Source organism: Cupriavidus pauculus (genome assembly GCF_002858765.1).
In the GTDB taxonomy this organism is placed as follows: Bacteria; Pseudomonadota; Gammaproteobacteria; order Burkholderiales; family Burkholderiaceae; genus Cupriavidus; species Cupriavidus pauculus_B.
The window spans coordinates 134,780-156,265 of sequence record NZ_PJRP01000016.1; the positions used below are offsets into that span (position 1 = coordinate 134,780).

At 65.7% G+C, this 21,486-nt stretch carries 15 protein-coding genes and 1 pseudogene; 8 read left to right on the plus strand and 8 right to left on the minus strand.

The window, feature by feature from the left end:
* The first annotated feature begins 95 nt into the window (after window positions 1-95).
* Window positions 96-530, plus strand: a complete 435-nt coding sequence (locus CYJ10_RS26330) for a universal stress protein (protein WP_101684387.1) — start codon at window positions 96-98, stop codon at window positions 528-530.
* A 20-nt stretch (window positions 531-550) separates the two neighbouring features.
* Here CYJ10_RS26330 and CYJ10_RS26335 read toward each other — a convergent pair whose 3' ends face one another.
* Both CYJ10_RS26335 and CYJ10_RS26340 read right to left on the minus strand, forming a co-directional pair.
* Entirely contained in the window at window positions 551-2,314 is a 1,764-nt protein-coding gene (locus CYJ10_RS26335; protein ID WP_101684388.1) for an FAD-dependent oxidoreductase, read from the minus strand.
* 116 nt (window positions 2,315-2,430) lie between these two features.
* Window positions 2,431-2,931, minus strand: coding sequence for a DUF2501 domain-containing protein (locus CYJ10_RS26340; protein ID WP_101684389.1), 501 nt, complete (start codon window positions 2,929-2,931; stop codon window positions 2,431-2,433).
* 225 nt (window positions 2,932-3,156) lie between these two features.
* Between CYJ10_RS26340 and CYJ10_RS26345 the strand changes: the two genes are divergently transcribed.
* From CYJ10_RS26345 to CYJ10_RS26355, 3 genes are read left to right on the plus strand one after another with little or no spacing between them, the layout of a single operon-like run.
* Window positions 3,157-4,632, plus strand: coding sequence for a carotenoid oxygenase family protein (locus CYJ10_RS26345; RefSeq protein WP_257993541.1), 1,476 nt, complete (start codon window positions 3,157-3,159; stop codon window positions 4,630-4,632).
* Window positions 4,629-5,219 (plus strand): septation protein IspZ, encoded by a 591-nt coding sequence (locus CYJ10_RS26350; RefSeq protein ID WP_101684390.1) that lies wholly within the window; start codon window positions 4,629-4,631, stop codon window positions 5,217-5,219. The genes CYJ10_RS26345 and CYJ10_RS26350 overlap by 4 nt, the downstream gene beginning before the upstream one ends.
* Window positions 5,220-5,256: 37 nt before the next feature.
* Window positions 5,257-5,979: a TetR/AcrR family transcriptional regulator gene (locus CYJ10_RS26355; protein ID WP_257993542.1), complete on the plus strand. Its 723-nt coding sequence runs from the start codon at window positions 5,257-5,259 to the stop codon at window positions 5,977-5,979.
* Between the two features lie 83 nt (window positions 5,980-6,062).
* Here the strand turns inward: CYJ10_RS26355 and katG are convergent, their stop codons facing one another.
* On the minus strand, window positions 6,063-8,318 hold the full coding sequence (gene katG / locus CYJ10_RS26360; RefSeq protein ID WP_101684392.1) for a catalase/peroxidase HPI: 2,256 nt from the start codon (window positions 8,316-8,318) through the stop codon (window positions 6,063-6,065).
* 298 nt (window positions 8,319-8,616) lie between these two features.
* On the opposite strand from katG, the gene CYJ10_RS26365 reads away from it, so the two are divergent.
* The gene (locus tag CYJ10_RS26365; RefSeq protein ID WP_101684393.1) at window positions 8,617-9,078 is read left to right on the plus strand and encodes an aminoacyl-tRNA deacylase; all 462 of its coding nucleotides are present in this window, start codon (window positions 8,617-8,619) and stop codon (window positions 9,076-9,078) included.
* A 90-nt stretch (window positions 9,079-9,168) separates the two neighbouring features.
* Here CYJ10_RS26365 and CYJ10_RS26370 read toward each other — a convergent pair whose 3' ends face one another.
* The 3 genes from CYJ10_RS26370 to CYJ10_RS26380 form a co-directional block, all read right to left on the minus strand.
* Window positions 9,169-9,810 (minus strand): hypothetical protein, encoded by a 642-nt coding sequence (locus CYJ10_RS26370; RefSeq protein ID WP_101684394.1) that lies wholly within the window; start codon window positions 9,808-9,810, stop codon window positions 9,169-9,171.
* Between the two features lies 1 nt (window position 9,811).
* Window positions 9,812-10,489, minus strand: a complete 678-nt coding sequence (locus CYJ10_RS26375) for a hypothetical protein (protein ID WP_101684395.1) — start codon at window positions 10,487-10,489, stop codon at window positions 9,812-9,814.
* A gap of 346 nt (window positions 10,490-10,835) precedes the next feature.
* Complete coding sequence (locus tag CYJ10_RS26380; protein ID WP_101684396.1) at window positions 10,836-12,323, minus strand: alpha/beta hydrolase; 1,488 nt, start codon at window positions 12,321-12,323, stop codon at window positions 10,836-10,838.
* Window positions 12,324-12,721: 398 nt separating this feature from the next.
* On the opposite strand from CYJ10_RS26380, the gene CYJ10_RS26385 reads away from it, so the two are divergent.
* Complete coding sequence (locus tag CYJ10_RS26385; protein ID WP_101684397.1) at window positions 12,722-13,150, plus strand: hypothetical protein; 429 nt, start codon at window positions 12,722-12,724, stop codon at window positions 13,148-13,150.
* 118 nt (window positions 13,151-13,268) lie between these two features.
* On the opposite strand, the gene CYJ10_RS26390 is transcribed toward CYJ10_RS26385, so the two are convergent.
* Window positions 13,269-14,099 (minus strand): tyrosine-protein phosphatase, encoded by an 831-nt coding sequence (locus tag CYJ10_RS26390; RefSeq protein WP_257993543.1) that lies wholly within the window; start codon window positions 14,097-14,099, stop codon window positions 13,269-13,271.
* A 247-nt stretch (window positions 14,100-14,346) separates the two neighbouring features.
* Here CYJ10_RS26390 and CYJ10_RS26395 point away from each other — a divergent pair.
* Window positions 14,347-16,048, plus strand: a pseudogene (locus CYJ10_RS26395) (ABC transporter ATP-binding protein/permease).
* A 52-nt stretch (window positions 16,049-16,100) separates the two neighbouring features.
* Here CYJ10_RS26395 and CYJ10_RS26400 read toward each other — a convergent pair.
* Window positions 16,101-17,765: an ABC-F family ATP-binding cassette domain-containing protein gene (locus CYJ10_RS26400; protein ID WP_101684399.1), complete on the minus strand. Its 1,665-nt coding sequence runs from the start codon at window positions 17,763-17,765 to the stop codon at window positions 16,101-16,103.
* A gap of 996 nt (window positions 17,766-18,761) precedes the next feature.
* Here CYJ10_RS26400 and CYJ10_RS26405 point away from each other — a divergent pair.
* Window positions 18,762-21,410: a LuxR C-terminal-related transcriptional regulator gene (locus CYJ10_RS26405; RefSeq protein ID WP_257993544.1), complete on the plus strand. Its 2,649-nt coding sequence runs from the start codon at window positions 18,762-18,764 to the stop codon at window positions 21,408-21,410.
* The last annotated feature ends 76 nt before the right edge of the window (window positions 21,411-21,486 follow it).

The window sequence follows — 21,486 nt, forward strand, 5'->3', positions numbered from 1 at the left end:
AGGCCCGTCGGCGTGACGGCATCGCCGCCGGTTCTTGCAGTATGCTCGCGTCAGATCAAGCCATTCCTTCGAGCCACTCTGCAAAGGAGCATCCGATGACCGTAGTCGTGCTGGCGATCGATGGGTCCCACCACAGCCACACTGCCACCGCCTGGGTGGCCTCCACCGGGGCGCTGGCGGCGCCGCGCATCGTCCATCTGGTCCATGTCTCGCCGGTGCTGGGGCGCACCGGGTTTGGCACGGTCGACTTCGAGCAGGAAAACCGCCAGCAGGCGCGCCAGGCGTTTGAAGCCGCGCGCCGCGTCCTGGATGGCCGCGTCGATGCCATCCACGAGCACTGGCTGCGCGGCGGCGCCGTGGAGTCCATCGTGGGCTTTGCCGCCGAACAGGGCGCCGATCTGCTGGTGGTGGGCGCCAAGGGCGTGGGCCCGCTCAAGGCGGCGCTGACCGGTTCCGTGGTGTCGAAGGTGGTGGCGCAGTCGGCGGTGCCAACCGTCGTCATCAATTCGCCCGACCCGGACGCGGCCTAGACCGAATTTCTGCCCCCAACTCAGGCCGTGGCGGTGCGCTGCGCGGTACGCCCCGCCAGTAGCCGGTGGATCTGGGCCACCACGGCCGCGCCTTCGCCCACGGCCGAGGCCACGCGCTTGGTCGATCCCGAGCGCACGTCGCCAATCGCAAACACGCCTTCCACGCTGGTCTGCAGCGGGCGGACTGGCGGGCCGGCCCCGTCTGACGGCCCGGCCCCGGGGATGTCTGCGTCCGTCAGCACAAAGCCCTTGTCGTCGAGTGCCACCCCGCAGTCGCGCAGCCACGCGGTATTGGGATCGGCGCCGATGAACACGAACAGGTGCTGCGCCGTCATGGTGCCCTCGATGCCGCCCGCGCCACGGTAGCGCACGCGCTCCAGCCCCGCGCCACCTTCCAGCGCCAGCAACGCCATCCCCGTGTGCAGCGTCACGTTCGGCAGGGCCCGCACGCGCTCGATCAGGTAGCGCGACATGCTGTGCTCCAGGCTGGCCCCGCGCACGAACATGTGCACGTGATCGACATGCGAGGCCAGGAACACGGCGGCCTGGCCGGCCGAATTGCCGCCCCCCACCAGCAGCACCGGCCCCTTGCGGCACAGCTTGGCCTCGATCGGTGTCGCCCAGTAGTACACGCCGCACGATTCAAACCGGGCCAGGTCATCGACGGCGGGCCGCCGGTATTCGGCGCCCGTGGCAATGACCACGGTACGGGCTGGGATGCGCGTCTCGTCGGTCAGTTCCACGACCAGGGGCGAACGCTCGCAGTGCAGGGCCCGGACCTCGCACGGGATGCCGAAGATCGCGCCAAACTTCTGCGCCTGCACGTAGGCCCGGCTGACCAGTGCCTGGCCCGAAATACCGGTGGGAAAGCCGAAGAAGTTCTCGATCCGTGCGCTGGAGCCGGCCTGGCCGCCCGGGGCGCGGCAGTCGAGCACGGCCACCGACAGCCCTTCGGACGCAGCATAGACGCCGGCCGCCAGCCCGGCGGGGCCCGCGCCGACAATCACCACGTCGTAGACAAACGTCGGATCGAAGTCGGGGATCAGACCCAGGCACGACGCCAGGTGCCGCTCGTCGGGGTTGCGCAGCACCGTGCCGTTGGGGCAGATCACCAGCGGAAAGTCTTCTGGCTGGGGCGTCAGCCGTTCGAGCAGCGCAATGGCCTCGGGGTCCTCGCCGGCGTCGATCACCAGGCTCGGAAAGACGTTGCGGCGCAGGAAGTTCTGCAACGCCACCAGCCGCGCATGACCGGCCGGCCCCAGCAGCACCACGCCATGGCCGCGTTCGATGACCAGTACCCGGCGCAGGATCAGCGCACGCATGATGGTCTCGCCGATATCGGCTTCACGGATCATCAGCGCGCTCAGCTCTTCGGGGCGCAGCAGCACCGCTTCGACCGGCGCCACCACATGGGCGTCGACCACGGCCGGCTTGTTCGACAACTGGGTCACGTCGGAAGTGAATTCGCCGCGCTTGGTGTAGGTGTGGATGCTGCGCGCATGGCCCAGGCCGTCGCGGCCGATGATCTCCACCTGGCCGGACAGCAACACGAATACCCCCGGACACAGGCTGCCCGCCCGGTACAGCATGTCGCCCTGCGTAAAGTGGACCAGGCTGCCATGGCGCCGCACGCGCTCGATCTGGGCCTCGGCCAGCACCGGAAACATCTGCGCATGGCGCGGATGCGGCGGTTCCGCGTCCGCGTCGGTGTCGGCAGCGGCTACGTGCGCGGGTTCGGGGGGCAGGGCGGGCGGGTCACTATCCGGCGATGATTCAGGGCGCATCGTCGACACTCCTTCATGCGTCCGGGGCCAATCGGGCGGACGAACTACGAATATAGGCGATGCCGCCAGAGGCCAATGCGCCCGCGCCGATGCCCCATGCTGAATGCCGGCGCCGCTCAGAGCATCGACTTGCCCTGTGCCAGGATCTTGTCGCAGACCTGCTTGGTCACCTCGGCCTTCAGCCCGCTGGCGCTCAGATCCATGTGCTTGCCGCCCCCCGTGGACAGGATGCCGCGCGAGCCGTCGCTGTAGCCGCTGTCCGAGGTGCCACCCGACACCGAGCCCAGCAGCTTGTCCTTCACGGCCGACGTGGCGGCGTCGGGGTTCAGGTAGTTGTTCTTCATGCAGAACTCGATGACGCCCGCCGCGTTGCCGGCTGAACTGGAACCCAGGGACGAAATGCTGCCCAGGCCGCCAAGGTTGCCCAGCGCGCCAGCCGCGCCAGTGGCGCCCTGGCTGGAGCCGGAACCGCCCAGCGGCGATGACTTGAGCATGTCGCCCAACTGGGCGTTGGCGATGCCGGACACGGCCAGCAGCAAGGCGGGCAGGGTCAGCCAGGCCGTGCGGCGCACGGCGGTGGGCAGCGCGGAGAGCTTCGAGAAACGGGGGATGGCCATGAGGGGACTCCTTTTGCAGTCGGGCCGGAAATGGCGTTTTCCACTATACGCGGCCGCCCCGGCATGCCGTGTGACCGTCGCCCTGAACGTTTTCTGCGCGCCCATGAAAACTTCCAACCGCCCGCATTGGCGGAATCCCTGAGCCGAATCTCCTTGACTTACCCCGGGGGGGCGCCTTGAATACGCAAACTGAACAGTGATTAGTTTGGACGGGGGGGAGACAGCGTGGAGACAGCGCAAGCAGGCGTGCAGAAACAGGCACAGGAAGGCCGGGACAGCCAGGCGCGGCAGACGTCCGAGAGCATCTGGTCGAACGGCAACTTTGCGCCGGTGGCGCAAGAAATCGAGGCCGCAGGGCTGAAGGTGCGGGGTGTGCTGCCCAGGGAATTGACCGGCACCTTGTATCGGAATGGTCCGAATCCCCATTTCCCCACGCCGGCCACCCACTGGTTCGGCGGCGACGGCATGATCCACGCCATTGCGCTGGCCGATGGCACCGCCGCCTATCGCAACCGCTGGGTCCGCACGCCGAAGTGGCGTGACGAAGACCGGGCGGGCCGGGCGCTGTTTCGATCGTTTGCGGGAAAGCTGCCCGATGCGCCCGAATGGGTGGGCGACGACCGGGGCGTGGCCAACACCAATATCGTGTGGCACGGGCAGCGGCTGCTGGCGCTGGAAGAGGCGCACCGGCCTACGCGCATGGTGCCCGGCACGCTGGAAACGCTTGGCTACGCCGACTACGGCCCGTTGCAGGGCCCCTTCACGGCGCATCCGAAGATCGATCCGCTGACCGGCGAAATGTTCTTCTTCGGCTACAACGCCGATGGCCCGCTGACTGCCGCCATGACGACCGGCACCATCGGCCCCGATGCGCGCCTGACCCGCCATCTGAAGTTCGCCACGCCGTACTGCAGCATGGTGCATGACTTCATGATGACCACGCGCCACCTGCTGTTTCCGGTCCTGCCGCTGACGGGCAGCCGCGACCGTCTGGAGAAGGGCCTGCCGCCCTATGCCTTCGAGGCAGACCGGCCGGCGATGATCGGCATCATGCGGCGCGATGCACCGTCCGCCGCGCTGCGCTGGTTCCAGGGGTCGCCGTGCTATGTGTTCCACGCCATGAATGCGTGGGAAGAGGGCGACACGCTCCACGCCGATGTCATGGTCTACGACGAGGCGCCGCTGTTTCCGCGTCCCGATGGCTCGCCGGGCGACCGGTCGCGCCAGTTGGCCTACCTGACGCGCTGGACCTTCAACCTGGCCGATGGCCGCGACACCTTCACCAGCCGGCGCCTGTGCGACCTGCCGGGCGAGTTTCCGCGTATCGACGACCGCCTTGCGGGTCGCCAGCACCGGCACGGCTGGTTTGCCGCCTCGGTGCCGGGGGAAGCCGCGAGCCAGGGCCAATCGGACCAGGGCGAGCGGCAGGGCATCGTGCATCTCGACGCCCTGACTGGTGCCCAGGCCACGCTGTGGCTGCCGCCGGGCGACGCCACCTCGGAGCCGGTGTTCGCGCCGCGCGGCCGCGCGGAGGGCGATGGCTGGCTGCTGGCCGTGGTGTGGCGCGCGGCGTCGAATACCAGCGAACTGCTGGTGCTCGACGCGCTGGATGTCGAGGCCGGCCCGGTAGCCACGGTGGAATTGCCGCAGCGCGTGCCCTTCGGCTTTCACGGCAACTGGGTGGAAGGGGTGGGCGCATGAGCCGGATCCTGCGGGTGGCGTGGCCCGTCATGCTCGACACGCTGGGCGTGCTGGTCTTTGCCGTGCTGATGGCGCTGAACGTGGACGTCCGCATCGCCACGCTGGCGGGCCTGGTCGTGGCACTGGCCGTGGTCGGCCGGGAAATTGCCCATCGGCGCCGCGTGGCGGTGCTGCAGTGGATCAGCCTGGCGTCGGTGGTGGTGTCGTCGATCGCCACGTGGGTCACGTCCGATCCGCGCTTCGTGATGGCCAAGCCGAGCATCCTGTTTCTGGTCATCGGCGTTGTCATGCTGCGCGGCGGCTGGATGAACCGCTACGTGCCGCCGGGCATCGCGCCGCGCGTACAGCCCGAGATGACGTTCTTCGGCTATGCCTGGGCGGTGCTGATGATGGTGTCTGCCGCGCTGAACGCGGTGGTGGCGATCTGGCACCCGGCGTCGTGGCCGGCCTTTATCGCGATCTATCCGGCGGTGTCCAAGGGCGTGCTGTTCTGCGTGCAGTACGGCGTGGTGAAGGCCGCGCTGCGCCGGCGCCCGGCCCCGGCATCGAGCGACGAAGCCGCGCTGGACGGCCAGGCGGCGCTGTAGCCGCCAGATCCGCCAGATCCGCGACAGGCGCGGTAGCATGGAACCCCTTGATCCACGGCAGCAGCTTGGCATGTCCCAGGAATTCACGGCGGCCCGTCCGCCCCGGCCCGGCAAGACGCCCACCGGCGCGGCCACCAAGCCCGAAGGCCAGTGGCACCACGGCGACCTGCGCGCGTCGCTGATCGCCTGGGGCCTGCATCTGATCGATACCGAAGGCGTTGCCGCCATGAGCATGCGCACGGCGGCCAGGCTGGCCGGGGTGTCGGCCGGCGCGCCATCGCACCACTTTCAGGACCGCAACGGCCTGCTGGCGGCAATCGCCGCGCAGGCGTTCCGCGAACTCAAGCACTTCAAAAGCGAGCGCGCCGCGCGGCTGCCCAACATCACCCCGGCCGACCGCCTGCGCGGACTGCTGGTGGGCTATGCGGAATTCGCCCATCGCTATCCGGCACGCTTTCACCTGATGTTCGGCCCCGGCGTGGAGCGCCGCAGCGAGTACCCCGAGCTGACACAGGCCGCCGGCGATTCGTTCTCGCGCGTCCGCGAAGCCGTGACCGCGTGCCTGGACGGCAGGGCGCCCACGCACCTGTCCGAAGACCAACTGGCCTTCGCGGTCTGGATCGCCGCCCACGGGCTGGCCACGGCAACCGCCAGCAACGCGCGCATCTCGGCGGTATCGGCGGAACCGCTCGATATCGACCAGATGGCCAACGTGGTGGCGGAGTTCTGTTTGCAGGCGTTAAGGGCGTGCACCGGCTGAGCCCCCGGCGGGCAAGGCAAATAGAAAAGGGCGCCGATACCCACATCGGCGCCCTTGATGCTACGGCGTGCCTCGGCGCTACATCACTTGCGCAGGTCGAAGCGGTCCAGGTCCATCACCTTGGCCCAGGCGGCGACAAAGTCCGTGTAGAACCTGTCGGCGCCGTCGGCACTGGCGTACACCTCTGACAGCGCACGCAGTTGCGCGTGCGAGCCGAACACCAGGTCGACGCGCGAGCCCGTCCACTTGACCGCGCCGGTCTTTCGATCGGCACCCTCGAACACGTCGCGCGACAGCGGCGTCCACTCCAGGCTCATGTCGAGCAGGTTGCGGAAGAAGTCGTTGCTCAGCGTCTCGGGCCGGTCCGTCAGCACCCCGTGCGCATCCTTGCCGGCATGCACGTTCAGCACGCGCAGGCCGCCAATCAGCACCGTCATCTCGGGCGCGGTCAGCGTCAGCAACTGTGCCTTGTCGATCATCATGTGCTCGGCCGGCACGCGCACGCGCGGGTTGATGTAGTTGCGGAACGCGTCGGCGGTCTGCTCCATGGCGTCCATCGACTTCACGTCGGTCTGGTCCTGCGACGCATCCATGCGGCCCGGCGAGAACGGCACGGTCAGCGTCTTGCCGGCCTTCTCGGCAGCCTTTTCGATGGCGGCGCCACCCGCCAGCACGATCAGGTCGGCCAGCGACACCTTCTTGCCGCCCGATGCCGCACCATTGAACTCCTTCTGGATGCCTTCCAGCTTTGACAGCACCTTGCCAAGCTGGTCGGGCTCGTTGATCGCCCAGTCCTTCTGCGGGGTCAGGCGAATACGCGCACCGTTGGCGCCGCCGCGCTTGTCAGAGCCGCGGAACGTCGAGGCCGCCGCCCACGCCGTTTTCACAAGCTCCGCAACCGACAGCCCCGACGCCAGCACCTTCTGCTTGAGCGCCGCGATGTCCTTGTCGTCCACCAGCGGATGGTCTGCCTTCGGGATCGGGTCTTGCCAGAGCAGTTCCTCGGTCGGTACTTCAGGGCCCAGGTAGCGCACCACGGGGCCCATGTCGCGGTGGGTCAGCTTGAACCAGGCGCGGGCGAAGGCATCGGCAAAGGCCTTGGGATCGTCCTTGAAGCGGCGCGAGATCTTCTCGTAGATCGGATCGAAGCGCAGCGACAGGTCGGTGGTCAGCATGGTCGGCTTGAGCTTCTTCGACGGATCGTGCGCGTGCGGCACCGTCTCGGGTGCATCCTTGGCCACCCACTGGTTGGCGCCAGCCGGGCTCTTGGTCAACTCGTATTCAAAGTTGAACAGGTTTTCCCAGAAGCCCTGGCCCCATTGGGTGGGCGTGCTGCTCCACGTCACTTCCAGGCCGCTGGTGATGGTGTCGGCGCCCTTGCCGGTGCCGTACTTGTTCTGCCAGCCCAGGCCCTGCAGCTCCACCGCGGCGGCTTCGGGTTCCGGTCCCACGTTGCTGGCCGGGCCGGCGCCGTGTGTCTTGCCGAAGGTGTGGCCGCCGGCAATCAGCGCCACGGTTTCCTCGTCGTCCATGGCCATGCGGCCGAACGTGTCGCGGATGTCGTAGGCGGCGGCCAGCGGATCGGGATTGCCGTCCGGGCCTTCCGGATTCACGTAGATCAGGCCCATCTGCACGGCGCCCAGCGGATTTTCCAGATTGCGGCCGGGGTCGGTACGGCTGACTTCCTCGCCGTGCTTTTCGACGTCGGCCACCAGCACGCCGCCATCGTCCTGCCTGCCCGCCGCGCCCTTGCCGTAGCGGACATCGCCGCCGAGCCAGGTCTTTTCATTGCCCCAGTAGACGTCCTGGTCCGGTTCCCAGGTGTCTTCGCGGCCCGCGCCAAAGCCGAAGGTCTTGAAGCCCATGGTTTCCAGCGCAACGTTGCCGGCCAGGATCATCAGGTCGGCCCAGGAAATCTTCTGGCCGTACTTCTGCTTGACGGGCCATAGCAGCCGGCGCGCCTTGTCCAGGCTGACGTTGTCGGGCCAGCTGTTGAGCGGCGCAAAGCGCTGCTGGCCGCGTCCACCGCCCCCACGGCCGTCGCCGATGCGGTAGGTGCCGGCGCTGTGCCAGGCCATGCGGATGAACAGCGGGCCGTAGTGGCCAAAGTCGGCGGGCCACCAGTCTTGCGAATCGGTCATCACCTTCGCCAGATCCTGCTTCAGCGCGGCGTAGTCGAGGCTCTTGAAGGCCGCGGCGTAGTCGAATCCCTTGTCCAGCGGGTTGGATTTGTCCGAATGCTGGGCCAGCAATTCGAGCCGCAGCTGTTTCGGCCACCAGTCCGCATTGGTCGTGCCGCCGCCGGCGGCATGGTTGAAGGGACACTTTTCGTTAGACATGCTCTCTCCTTTGGGGGATCCAAACGGTAGTTCTAGTCTGTCTTCACGCGTCAACACTTCCACGAGGCTCTGCCTCGGCAGATCCTGTCGCACGAGAAATATAGGCGAGAGCGCATGTCAACAACATGAGAGGTTTGCAATCGGCGCGATAGAACATCGCTATGGCATCGCGCTGAGATCGCCATCTCATCCGCGCCATGGCGGTAGGGGTTAGCACCGACCATTTGCCGCGCGGCGCGTGACCTATAGTTCCGGTACTCCAGACCACTGCGGCGCATGACGCCGGGAGGCTGCAATCATGACCATGGCGACAAAGCTGGCGCGATGCCTGAGCAGGACGGAGAGCCGGTTCGAGACCGTGCGCCGTCCCGGACAGCCTGGGGCGCCGGCCCCCAGCATCCCCGCCGACCGGCTGGCCCGCACGGTGCTGCTCGAGGACGACAAGGGCTACCTTGCCGCCGTGATCCCGGCCAGCCATCACCTGAAACTGGCCGAACTACGCGAGCAGACCGGCCGCAAGCTGGCCTACGCGCATGCAGACGGCGTGCGCGAGGTGTTCCGCGACTGCGACCTGCAAGCGCTGCCGCCGGTGGGCATGGCCTATGGCACGCTGACCTGGATCGACGACTGCCTGCTGACCCACGACGACGTCTACTTCGAGGCCGGCGACCGCGAAGCACTGGTCCATATGAACGTCGACGATTTCACGCAGCTGATGACCGAGGCTCACCGCGGCCATTTCGCGCACCGGGTGATGTAGGCAGGGCACGCATCCCCCCCTCGCAGTCGAACACGTGACGCACTGGGCGCCTGCCGGAGCCAATGGGGCCCGGCCGGGCGCGCGCGTGCGCTAGAACGCGAGGGTCAGGACGGCGATCACCACCTGGTCGTGGGACGCCGGATTGAACCAGTAGAGGCCACCTGTGACCTTGCCGACCGTGACCTGCAGCAGGCCACCGCGCTGGAATTCGCGGTCGCCGCCGTAGATCCGCGTCCGCTGGGCAACCAGACCCACCCGCAGCCATTGGACGGGCCGGAATCCGAGTTCGCTCCATGCGTACGTGTAGGGCGTCGTGGTGCCGGTTCCGGGCAGGTACTCGGCTTCGATGTAGTAGTCGAACTTGCTTACCGCCAGGCTGGCTTCCACCCCGGCGATGGGTCCGTGCGCGCTGCCCACCACGACGCCGACGATGGGCGTGACCTTGTACTGGAAAGTCTCCCCACCCGAAAACGACCAGCCGACAAAGCCCGACTGGGCATGCATGGCCTCGTAGTTGACGCGCGCTTCAAGATGCAGTTGGCCATGGTCGGCCGCGAAGATGCCCGATCCGTAGCTGTCTTCGTGACGCGGCATGTTCCAGTAGCCGGTGGCCAGGAAACTCCAGGCGGGCGGGGGGGCGTCGGCGGGGGCCGGCGGGGTGACGGCAACCTCCTGGGCCTGGACGCCCTGCGAGGCCAGCCAGATCGCGACTGCCACCAGGGGCGCGCGCACGTCAGCCTCCCAGCGCGATGACGGCCATGGTGACGGCCACGCCGAGCGCCATCATCCAGAACCCGGCGCGCCATGGATTGATGCCGCCGTAGTGCCCCAGCGCCGCCCCGCCCACGAACAGCATGACCAGCGTCAGCGCCCTGGACACCACCAGGGCCGTGGGCACGTCGTGCAGCAGCACGAATGGCAGCGCGACGGGAAACGTCGACAGCACCACGATGAAGAAGATCCGGATCGCGGCAAGGAAGTCGCCCCCATGCAGCGTCGGGCGGGCGGGTACCGTGGCGCCGGAAACCAGGCGCAGCCGCACGGGTTCCAGATCCTCGTTGGCGATGTGGGGGTTCATGGCGGGCGGCAGTGCGTCGCGGATCGCCGCGATGCCCGACGCCGCGTCGCCATGCTTGGCCGTCGACGCAAGCTTCTGCAGCATGCCGCGCCCGGCCAGCGTCCGCACCAGATACATGATCGCGTCGACGAGCCCCCAGGCGAGATTGCAGCCCAGGGCGGTGCGCAGCATGGTCTGGCCGGCATCCGCCCCGGCCGTGGCGGACGACACCGCGCCCACGAACGTCAGCGCCATGTACAGCCCGAAACACATCTCGGATACGCGATCCACCACGTCAAGGGCCGGGGCACGATCCTGGACGCTATCGCTGTGCGACGGATTGATGGCCGACATGCAGGTTCCTCCCCGTGCGCCAGCAAATGGTCTGGTCAAGGTAGGCCGATCCGTGCGGCGCTGCCATTGGACCAACGGCCTATCGTGGTGCGGGAGCGTCGTCGGGAATGGGGGGCGGCGGGGGCGAAGTCTGGCCGCTTAGGGCTGGAAGACCGTAGATTCTGCCGGTGTGAGTCGCTTCAAACTGGGCGAGCGCGTGAATTCGCCCCTTTCCGACGCATGAACCAGGCGGCGGCGTCGTCGCCGCCAGGAGCCGTCCCGCAGGACGGCTCCCTTTGCTGGCGCGCCATGGCTTGCGCGTAGTTTCGTGCGCGTGGCAGATGCCGCCTTGCGGCGGCTCGCCTCGCTACTGGCAGCTTGTGCCAGGTGCGGCGGCAATCACCAGCCGCAGGTTCTTCGTCAAGGCGTCGTCGTCGGCGCCCACCGTATTGTTGGTGAACGTGCAGCCGTACTTGGCATTGGCCACCACCGCCGGCGTCAGCACATCGTCGCCGGCGGGCCGGGTACCGGTCTGCTCCCACGCCACCATGTCGTCGAAGGCCTTGGTCTGCTCCGCCACCGTGAAGTCGCAATGCGCTATGCCGCGGATCGCGCGTTGCACCAGCCAGGACGCGGTACCGTTCGCATCGGCGCGGCGCTTGTAGATCTGCTCCATGCTGAACGGCACGTACATGTCGCCCAGCGTATGCAGCGTCAGCACCGGCACGCCGATCTTCGCGGCGTTCTGCGGAATCCAGCGCAGGCCGTCGCGGCGCAGGCGGTTCGCATCGGTCACCGCATGCACGCGGAAGATCGACGCATTGAACGCCTGTTCTTCGGCGGACTGGGCCGGGTCATTGTCGAACTGGTAGAGCAGGGCGGTGGTATCCACCACGTTCTGGGTCAGGATGCCATTGACCGTGCCGTCCGAGCCGAACGTGCCCCACACCGCGTCCTGGTAGGCCTTCGACGCCGGGCTTTGCCCGAAGCCCAGCTCGAACAGCGGACGCTCGCCACCGGTCAGGTTTTTGACGACGGCCTTGAGCTTGTCGCCCGCGGCGGTCGTGGCCGATGGGTAGGTGGTGAACAACGCCGACATCAGCGGCGTCACGATCTGCGCCCAGTTCGCGACCGGCCACGACGTGGCGGGCATGCCGGCCAACTGCTGCGCGGCGGTCTGATAGCCACCGAAGTAATTGAACAGTTCGGTGTCGCCCAGCACGCCGCACATCGGCACCGAGCCGTGGTACGACACCTTGTGCACGGCCGTCTGGATATTCTCGGCATCCACGGCGGCGGCCGCGATGTGGCCGCCCATCGAATGGCCAACGATGTACGTGCGCGTGGGCGCGGTCAGCGTGCGGCCGTTCTGCTTGGCAATGTCGGTGAACGCCAGCGCCAGCGCGTTGGTGTCCTCCACGCCGGCGCGCACGTCGTAATAGTTGGTGGAATACGTGGAAGCGGCCCAGGCGTAGCCGGCGTCCAGCAGATGCCGGCGGATGGCCGGAATGGTGATGGCGAGCGCGGAGCCCATCCCCGCATAGCCATGCGCGTACATCACGAGCTTGCCATTCCAGGCCGCTGGCACTTCTACGACATAACCGGCCTTGCTGAGCACACCGGACCAGCGGTCAGAGGCGGGCGCGCCGGCCAGCGGCGCCAGTTTGGCAGCCAGCGCGGCGGTGTCGACGGTGTAGGTGCGGTCGTCCTGCGGGCGAACGTCCTCCGGTTGAACCGTCGGCGCAGCGGGAGTGGATGCGGTGGGGGTCGATCCGTTGTCGTCGCCGCCGCCACAGCCGTACAACAGCAAGCCGGCAGCAAGCGCCAGACCGGCGCTCTGGAATACGCGATGCATGATGTCTCCTCTGTTTCGTTATCGTGAGTGTGGGAGTGCGTCGGCACGCGCCTTCAACAGCAGTCATCTTTTCAATGCAAATTCTTCCCCCGCGTGACAACGCCCGGCCAATGTAACCGTGACGATACGTGACGCCAATATTCGTAGATATTCAAACGGGTGATTGACCGACCGGTTATGCACCGCAACATGCGGGTTTTCCATGGCGCCCTCCCGTTAATGTTGCCGCGATATTGACGTGGGATCGAATATGAGTAGGAGGGAGTTGCCACAACACCCCACTTCAAGCCCCCGGTATCCAATCGGAATCTGCTAAGCTCGCCGCGAACTTCAGGTGGGCAACTGATTATTTTTGCCCCTGATCGGTAATGCCGAAACCGGTATGGAGAAAATCATTCATGAGCCCACAACAGTTATGGTTTCGCTCGACGCTGTTCGAGATCGAACCGGGCGAGGACAAGGAAACGAACCCCTATTGTTACGGGCGGCAATTCTCCCGCTGGCTGCACGATCGGCTTGCCACAGAAGGGCGGATGATTGAGGAAATTGTCCCGGAGGATTGGGGGTGGTGTCTGGTCGTTCAGAGAAAACCCTACCTGCTATGGGTCGGCTGCGGAAGCGTCCATGATTTCGACACGAAACAGTCGTCCGACGCTGTGCCTGTCGGCAGTGACGTTGTGTGGTCGTGCATGGTAGTGGCCGAGCAGTCGCTGTTCGGCAAGCTTCTCAGGGGAAACAATACGGTCTCAGGCGTGGACGCGTTATTCCGGCAAGTGAAACACATCGTCGAGCGCGACGCGTCCAACACGCTGGTATCCGAGCCGTAAAATCATTCCCGCGGATTTCGGTGATTCGGGCCCTGACACCAGGATCAAAAATGGGAAGCCGCGGAAGGGTGTGCAGGGCGGGGCGTCGAATTTCATAAGACCCGACGCCGTGATTCGGCTAGGCGCCGTGCTCCAGATAATGGGCCTGGAGACGTGGCACATCTACTGACAGGGCTTCGCGCAGGAAGCGGGCGGTGCTGCCCCATTCCTGCTCGATGGCTTGCAACGACGCCTTCAGGTAGCCGGCACGAACTTCCAGCAATGGCATGGCGACATCCGGGGCAATATCGAGCGATGCAAGCCGGACCATCAGACCCTGAATCAGCCGCTGGTTCCAGTGGTTTGATTCCAGGTAGTTGGCCATTATCGTGGCCGGCGCCACGTCGAGCGCGGACAGCAGGAGCATGGTGGCAAAGCCAGCCCGGTCTTTGCCGGTGCTGCAGTGGTACAGCATGGTCGGACCTTTTTCCGCCGCTTTCAGAAACGCGGCAAAGGCCGCCCGGTGCTTTGTTGGGAAATCGCAATACACCTGCAACATGAATTCGTCCATGTCCTGTCGCGTGGCGCCTTGAAGGCGCGGCACCAGTTCCTTGATGCTCATGCTGCCTTCCAGTACCGGCAGCGCCAGCCAGTTGAAGGCGTCGGCGAAACCGGACTCGTCGGGCGATTTTTCCTCGGGCGAACGGAAATCGACGACGACGTCGAGGCCCAGGCCCCGCAGCGATTGAAGGTCGGCCGGGCTGGCCATCCCCGGATTTCCACTGCGAAACAATCGGCCCATGCGAACCAGCCTGCCGTCGCGGCTGTGCAAGCCGCCGAGGTCGCGCAGGTTATAGACGTTTTCCAGCGGCATCGCGGTGCCGGTAAGAACCGTCTCCCACGCGGAACTGACCTGCGAAAACGCCGGCGCTGCGGCTCCTGAAAGAAGTGATGCGATCTGACTGGTCATATCTACGATTGAAATCTTTGAAAACGCGGACGCCGGCGAAACCCGGCTCGGCGCGCAAACCAGTATCGGCAGCGGAGCCGTCAGTCATTTGACATTTCGGGACGGGCGTTTGACGGCTCGGGACAGTGCGGGAAACCCCGGGGCGCAGTCGTTCCCATGGCACGCGAAATGCGTAGGTCCGGTTGCGAGGGGGCGATGCGCAGGCGTACAAGCCCTCTCTCATGGGCCTTGTCGAAACGAAACGGTTATGTCTACGCGCGATGGCAATCTGTGGAAGCGGTTTCTGAACATCGCCAAGCCATACTGGCTGTCACGGGACAAGTGGAAGGCCTGGGCGTTGTTGGCGATACTCGTGTGCCTGCTGTTTGGGCAGACCTGGACCAATGTGCTCTTCAACCGGCAAACGGGTGAGTTTGCCTCGGCGCTGGCCGCCAAGGACGGCGACCGGTTCTGGTACGCCATCCGGATATTTGTCTACGTGCTGATTGCGGCGGTACCGGTCTACGCCTTCTACTACTACACACGTCACAAGCTGTTCATCCAGTGGCGAGCCTGGATGACGCACGATTATCTGGAGAAGTATTTCGGCGGCGGCGCCTTTTATACGCTGAATGCGAATACGGCCATCGATAACCCGGACCAGCGCATTTCGGAAGACATCAGTACCTTCACGCAGCAGTCGTTGTACTTTCTGCTCCTGATGCTGGGAGCGGTGCTGCAGTTGATTGGGTTTAGCCGGGTACTGTGGTCGATCTCTCGAGAATTGGTGGTTTTTCTCGTGCTCTATGCCATCTGTGGCACGGTGATCTCGGTGCTGTGCTTCGGGAAGGTGCTGATCGGGCTGAACTTCTACCAACTGAAGTGCGAAGCCGACTTCCGCTTCAGCCTGATCCGGGTGCGCGAGCACGCTGAGTCGATTACCTTCCATCGCGGCGAGCAGCATGAATCCAATCACGTACGCGGCCGATTTCAGCACGTATTCGCCAACTTCAACCGGTTGATCCGCTGGCAGTTGAATCTCTATTTCTTCCAGTACGCCTATTCGTTCCTGACCCTGATGCTCCCCAGCGTGATCGTCGCCAATCGCGTACTGGATGGCGAACTCGAAGTTGGCAGCGCAATCCAGGCCGCAGGTGCATTCGCGGCCGTGCTGGCGGCACTGACAGTCATCGTCGATAACTTTGAAAGCCTGAGCCGCTTCCTGGCAGGCGTGGACCGGCTGACCACTTTTGCTTCTTCGCTGGCATCCACGCGTGGTTCACCGCAAGCCTGGCAGCCAGATCGAACATCGTCGCGGCAACACGCTGTCACTGGAGCATCTGACCCTGCATACGCCCGACTACCAGCGGACGTTGCTGAATGACCTCACGGTAACCGTGGCGCAAGGCCAAAACCTGCTGATCGTGGGGCCCAGTGGTGGTGGCAAGAGTTCGTTGCTGCGCGCCATTACTGGCCTGTGGCATTGCGGGAGCGGTCGAATCGTACGCCCTGCGGCGGAGCAGATGCTGATCGTGCCGCAGCATCCCTATATGGCGGTCGGCAACCTTCGCTGTCAGTTGCTTTATCCCAATTGCGACGGACGCCGCATACCTGATGGCGAGCTACTGAAGCTGCTCGATATGGTCAACCTGCCCGACATGGTGGAACGCTTCGGCGGGCTGGATGCAGAACTGGACTGGGGCAAGGTCCTGTCGCTCGGCGAGCAACAACGCCTGGCATTTGCTCGCATGCTGCTGGCTCGTCCTCGCTACGCATTGCTTGATGAAGCGACCAGCGCGCTGGACATCGGCAATGAGACCCGCCTCTACAGCCAACTGGTCACCGGCCCCACCACGCTAGTCAGCGTCAGTCACCGCCCAACCCTGCTGCATTACCACATCCAGGTGCTGGAGTTGCGCGGCAATGGAGACTGGCAGCTTCACCCCACGCACGACTACCAGTTCGCCTGAAAGCCGCGAGAAGGGAAGGCCTTCCCATTGGCACGCCTCAGGCGACCTGCCGCTACGCTGCGGCAGCCTGCTCGCGCATGCGACGGGCTTCGTCGCGCAAAAACTGCTGGTAATCGTCCAGATCGCCGTCGAAGGGCTCGACGCCGCCCTTGGTAACCAGCCAGAACTCGTCACATACGGCGCGCAGCAGGGCGCGGTCGTGACTGACCAACATCACGGTGCCTTCAAATTCGTTGAGCGCCATGCCCAGCGCTTCGCGTGTGGCCAGGTCGAGGTGGTTGGTCGGCTCGTCGAGCAGCAGCAGGTTAGGGCGCTGCCACACGATCATGCACAGCACGAGCCGCGCCTTTTCGCCGCCGCTCATCGTGCTCACCGCCTGATGGACCATGTCGCCGCTGAAGTTGAAGGTGCCAAGGAAGGTGCGAAGCGATTGCTCGGTTCCACTCTGGCCGGGCGCGCGCATGTGAGCCGGCGTGTCCTTGGCAAGGCGGATCATGTGTTCCATCGGCGTGTCGAGCGGGCGCAGCACGTCAAGTTCCTGCTGGGCGAAGTAGCCGATATTCAGGCCCTTGCCTTCGCTGATTTCGCCGGCAATCGGCGCCAGCGCATGCGCCACCGTCTTCACCAGCGTGGACTTGCCCTGGCCGTTGGCACCGAGAATGCCGATGCGCTGCCCGGCCAGCACGGAACGGTTGATGCCGCGTACGATGACCGTAGGCGGCGTGCCCGGCTCTGCGCCGGCCGGCGCCGGGTAGCCGAAGCTGGTGTCCAGCATCGACAGCAGCGGGTTCGGGACGTTGAGCGGCTCCTTGAACTCGAAGTTGAACTCGGCGTCGGCAAGCACCGGTGCGATCTTCTCCATGCGTTCGAGCGCCTTGACACGGCTCTGTGCCTGCTTCGCCTTCGAGGCCTTGGCCTTGAAACGGTCGATGAATTTCTGCAGGTGGGCGATCTTGTCCGCCTGCTTGGCTACCGCGGCCTGCTGCAATACGAGCTGTTCGGCTCGCATGTCTTCAAATTTGCTGTAGTTGCCGCCATAGCGCACGAGCTGGGCGTTGTCGACGTGCACCGTGACCTGCGTCACCGCGTCGAGAAACTCGCGGTCGTGGCTGATCACTACCAGGGTTCCCTGATAGCGCTTGAGCCAGGCTTCCAGCCAGACCAGCGCGTCGAGGTCCAGGTGGTTCGTCGGCTCGTCGAGAAGCAGCAGGTCGGACGGGCACATGAGCGCGCGCGCCAGTTGCAGCCGCATGCGCCAGCCGCCGGAGAAACTGTTGACCGGGTGACTAAGCTGCGCAGCGCTGAAGCCAAGGCCCAGGATCAGCGCTTGGGCACGAGCAGGGGCGTCGTGTGCGCCGGCATCGTGCAGGGCCATGTAGGCGTGCGCCATGCGCATGCCGTCGTCGCTGGCCTCGGCGGCAGCGACTTCGGTCTGCGCGGCCAACAACACGGTGTCACCCTCGACCACGAAGTCGGTCGCGCTTTGCTCGGTCTCCGGCATATCCTGCGCGACCTGACCCATCTTCCATGCGGCGGGAATCGAGAACTCGCCGCTATCTTCGTGCAGCGTGCCGTTGAGAAGGGCGAAGAACGACGACTTGCCGGCGCCATTGCGGCCGACGAGACCGATCTTTTCGCCGGGATTGAAGGTGACGGATGCGCGGTCAAGTACGACATTGACGCCACGGCGCAGCGTGACATTACGGACGGAAATCATAGGGAGCTACTTCGGAGAGGATTGGCATGATAGCCGACCGCGCGTGCGGGACTGTCACTTTTCTGGCCGGACTGAGCGTTTCGGCGGCGGGGCCGGCGAACATGCCGGTAAATGATGGCTTCTGGCCGGCAAGATCCGACAACCTCCCGATATGCCCGGATCGACGCGTCAGTGGGCCAGAGGACGCACCTCCCAGCCACCGGAACGCCTGCGAGGCCGGCGACGAGCCTGTGCAGAACGCTGATTCGTCCGTTGCATTCCCTTTCCGGGCCCACGTCTCCTGCCGGAACGTGGGCTTTTCACGTTCCGGGCCCGTTCGGGTTCAGCGGGGACCTGGCGCCGGCACAACCGGATTCGCGCCAACCTGCACACGCACCTACAACACGTGTTTGTTTTTATGCGCATAATCTATCTTATGTTAAATTTTCGATTCGCCAATCCAAGGCATTGTGACGAGCGCCGGCCCCGCGTACATGGTGCATGGCACGCCGTTCGAGCGCGACCGCATCCAGGCGGGCCTGGGCGCGAAACTCCCGGACCACGACGCTAACCTTTGGCCTCGACTACAACATGATGTTCGGGATGAGCGGCCTGCAGCAAGGCGCATGGTTGACGTTCACCGCCCCGTTCTGAGTTTCGTCCCCGTGTCCGTCCGGATCGGGCGTGGGTTTTGAAGACGGTAAGCGCTGCTGCGGTGCAGCGCTTGCCGTGGGATCCACAGGTTTCCGCCTGAGCACTCCCAGTCACCCGGCACCTGACCGCTCCCAAAAAGTGCTGGCTGCGCTTGAATCGAAGCATGGCGCGGCTAGAATCAACTTCATGCGCGAAGGCCAACCCTCTCCACCGGCGCCGCCTCGGAAAAAGCCGGGAGCTCGACGTCGTGGCTCAGGCCCGCGCGTCGCGCAGGACCCTGCGCCGGATCCCTCTGCGCCCGCTGCACCGTCCGCGCCATTTCTGCTGGCCACCAAGATCATTCCGCCGCGCCTGCCGTCTGGATTGATTGGTCGCCCGCGCCTGCTGGATCTGCTTGGCCAGGGGCGCGACAAGCGTCTCACCGTCATCAAGGCCCCCGCCGGATTTGGCAAGACGTCGCTGATCATCGCCTGGCTGGACCAGCTTCGGATGGACGGCGCCCGCGTGGCCTGGCTGTCGGTGGACCAAGAGGATGACGAGCCCGCCCATTTTCTGGGCCATCTGGCGCAATCGCTCCATCGTGCGTGCGGCGAAGAAGGCACTCCGCCTGGATGGGCCGGCGATGTGTCGCTGCTGGTGCCGCGCGCGGTGGTTGCCACGCTGGTCAATGCGCTGGCCGAGGTCGACGACGAACTGTTCCTGTTTGTCGACGATTACCACCTGATCGGCACCGCGTCGATTCACGAAGCTGTAGCGCTGCTGCTGACCCACGCGCCGTCGAACTTCCATCTCGTGCTGGGCACGCGCACGGCCCCGCCCTTGCCGCTAGCCCGGCTGCGGGCCGGAAATGCGTTGCTCGAAGTCGACGCGACGATGCTGCGCTTCAGTGCTGACGAAACCCGGCGCTTTGTGCAGCGCGAATGCGCGGGCGGCCTGCCCCAGCCATACGTCGATGCCTTGCACGCGTCGACCGAAGGCTGGGCGGCCGCGTTGCGCCTGTCCGCCCCGATGCTGGCGCGCGGCCAGGCCGGCACATGGGTGGCGCCGTCGGGCACGGCTCGCCCCATCGCGGCCTATCTCGAAGAGATGCTGGCCTGCCAGACCCCGGAACTGGTCGATTTCATGGTGCGCACCGCCATCCTGGATCGGCTTTCCGCGCCGCTGTGCGTGGCCGTCACCGGTGCGGCAGACAGCCAGGCTATGCTCGACGCGCTGGCCACGCGCCAGTTGCTGCTCGATCCGCTCGATGTCGAGGGCCGATGGTTTCGCTATCACCAGTTGCTGCGCGACTACCTGCGCCAGCGGCTTGAGACCTCCCCTGCCATCGATGTTGCCGACCTGCACCGGCGCGGGTCGCGCTGGTATGCCGCCCAGGCGCTCTGGACGGACGCCGTCTGGCACGCCTTGGAGGCAGGCGACGCCACCGATGCCGTCGCCCTGATTGGTCAATGTGCGATGTCGCTGGTACGCAAGGGCGATCTGATGACGCTGCTTGGCTGGCAGCGGCACTTGCCGCCGGACATCATGCGCGGCCAGGTGGACGTGCGCCTGGCGCTGGCGCGGGGCATGGCGCTGGCCATGCGCTTTGAAGAAGCGTCCACCATGGTCGAAACCATCGAGCACGATGCCGCACAAGGGCCGGTGGCCGATCGCGAACGCTACCTGTGGGAATGCCGGGCGATACGCGCCCTGCTCACGGCCCTGCGTGACGATGCCCAAGGCGCGCTGCGGCTTGCCGAAGACTGCCTGAGCCGCCCGCTGTCGGACGATCCGTGGATGATCAACGTGCTCAGCAACGTCGCGCGGTTCGCGCATTGGAAATCCGGCGATCTCGAACGGCTGTACGCAACGCCCTGGATTCCTTACTCGCCCGACGAAAACCGGCGCTACCCGCTGTCTTCGGTCTACAGACTTTGCCTGCTGGGCCTGGCGGAGCTGCAGCAAATGCGCTTCGACCTGGCCGAACGGCACTTTCTGCAGGCGATGCGCTTTGCTGAAGAGCACGCCGGCCCCGCTTCGACGGCCGCCGCGCTGTGCGCACCCGCGCTGGCGCAGTTGCGCTACGAACAGGACCGGCTCGAAGAGGCCGAAACGCTGTTGGTGGAACGCATGCCGGTCATCGACGTGGCGGTACTGCTGGACAGCGTACTGGTGGCCTACACGCTGCTGGTCCGGATTGCAGCGGCGCGCGGGCACCTCGACCAGGCCCACGGATGGGTCGAGCAGGCGTTGACGATTGGCCATCAGCGCGGCTGGCACCGGCTGGTGGCCGCGATCCTGTTCGAGCGTGTCAGGCTGCTGATTGCCGAAGGCCGTGCCCGGGAGGCCGCGGCTTGCGTCGAACAGATCGACCGATTGGTGAACACCGTCGACGCACCCGATTGCGAGGCCTGCGCCAGCGAACTGGACCGTTATCGGACCCTGGGCGCCGCCTGCCTGGCCATTGCCGGGGCGCGGCCCGACGATGCCGTGCGCCTGCTGGATGCCCTGCTCCAGCGCTTGCCGCAGGGGCGGCCTAACTATCTCGCGCTGCGCGCTCGCACCATGCTGGCGCTGGCCTGCCAGGCCAGTGGGGAACCTGCCCGCGCCGTCGAGGAGTGCAGCCGGGTGGTGGCCACGATCGAATCGGCGCGTGCCTACCGAACGATTCTCGACCAGGGGCCTGGCGTCAGGGCCTTGCTGGAACTGGTTCGGAAGGCTACTGCCGCCAGCGGTGGCCATGGGCAACGCCTGGCCTGCATCGACGAACTGCTCGAACGTTGCAACGAGCGCTACCAGATGCGACAAAAGGCGTCGTCTGCGTCGGTGCGCGACGCGCTTAGCGCCCGCGAAGGCGGCATCCTGGCGCTGATCGCGGCCGGCCAGTCGAACAAGGAAATCGCGCGGACGCTCGGCATCGCGCCCGAGACGGTGAAGACCCATATCAAGAGCATCTTCGTCAAGCTGGCGGTGGAAAAACGCGCGCACGCCGTCGCCCGTGCGCAAGCGCTGGGGCTGGTCGCCGCGCCCTGACGGCGCCGCCGGCGTCACTTTCGCTTGCCGTAGCCCCCCTCCCCCAAACGCGCTCCCCCGATGCGGTCCCCTCTTT

What these genes read in the sequence shown, in the direction of transcription:
- CYJ10_RS26330 (WP_101684387.1), top strand. Translation starts at nt 96, where the DNA reads ATGACCGTAGTCGTGCTGGCGATCGATGGGTCCCACCACAGCCACACT.
- CYJ10_RS26335 (WP_101684388.1), bottom strand. Translation starts at nt 2,314, where the DNA reads ATGCGCCCTGAATCATCGCCGGATAGTGACCCGCCCGCCCTGCCCCCC.
- CYJ10_RS26340 (WP_101684389.1), bottom strand. Translation starts at nt 2,931, where the DNA reads ATGGCCATCCCCCGTTTCTCGAAGCTCTCCGCGCTGCCCACCGCCGTG.
- CYJ10_RS26350 (WP_101684390.1), top strand. Translation starts at nt 4,629, where the DNA reads ATGAGCCGGATCCTGCGGGTGGCGTGGCCCGTCATGCTCGACACGCTG.
- CYJ10_RS26355 (WP_257993542.1), top strand. Translation starts at nt 5,257, where the DNA reads ATGGAACCCCTTGATCCACGGCAGCAGCTTGGCATGTCCCAGGAATTC.
- katG (WP_101684392.1), bottom strand. Translation starts at nt 8,318, where the DNA reads ATGTCTAACGAAAAGTGTCCCTTCAACCATGCCGCCGGCGGCGGCACG.
- CYJ10_RS26365 (WP_101684393.1), top strand. Translation starts at nt 8,617, where the DNA reads ATGACCATGGCGACAAAGCTGGCGCGATGCCTGAGCAGGACGGAGAGC.
- CYJ10_RS26375 (WP_101684395.1), bottom strand. Translation starts at nt 10,489, where the DNA reads ATGTCGGCCATCAATCCGTCGCACAGCGATAGCGTCCAGGATCGTGCC.
- CYJ10_RS26380 (WP_101684396.1), bottom strand. Translation starts at nt 12,323, where the DNA reads ATGCATCGCGTATTCCAGAGCGCCGGTCTGGCGCTTGCTGCCGGCTTG.
- CYJ10_RS26385 (WP_101684397.1), top strand. Translation starts at nt 12,722, where the DNA reads ATGAGCCCACAACAGTTATGGTTTCGCTCGACGCTGTTCGAGATCGAA.
- CYJ10_RS26390 (WP_257993543.1), bottom strand. Translation starts at nt 14,099, where the DNA reads ATGACCAGTCAGATCGCATCACTTCTTTCAGGAGCCGCAGCGCCGGCG.
- CYJ10_RS26400 (WP_101684399.1), bottom strand. Translation starts at nt 17,765, where the DNA reads ATGATTTCCGTCCGTAATGTCACGCTGCGCCGTGGCGTCAATGTCGTA.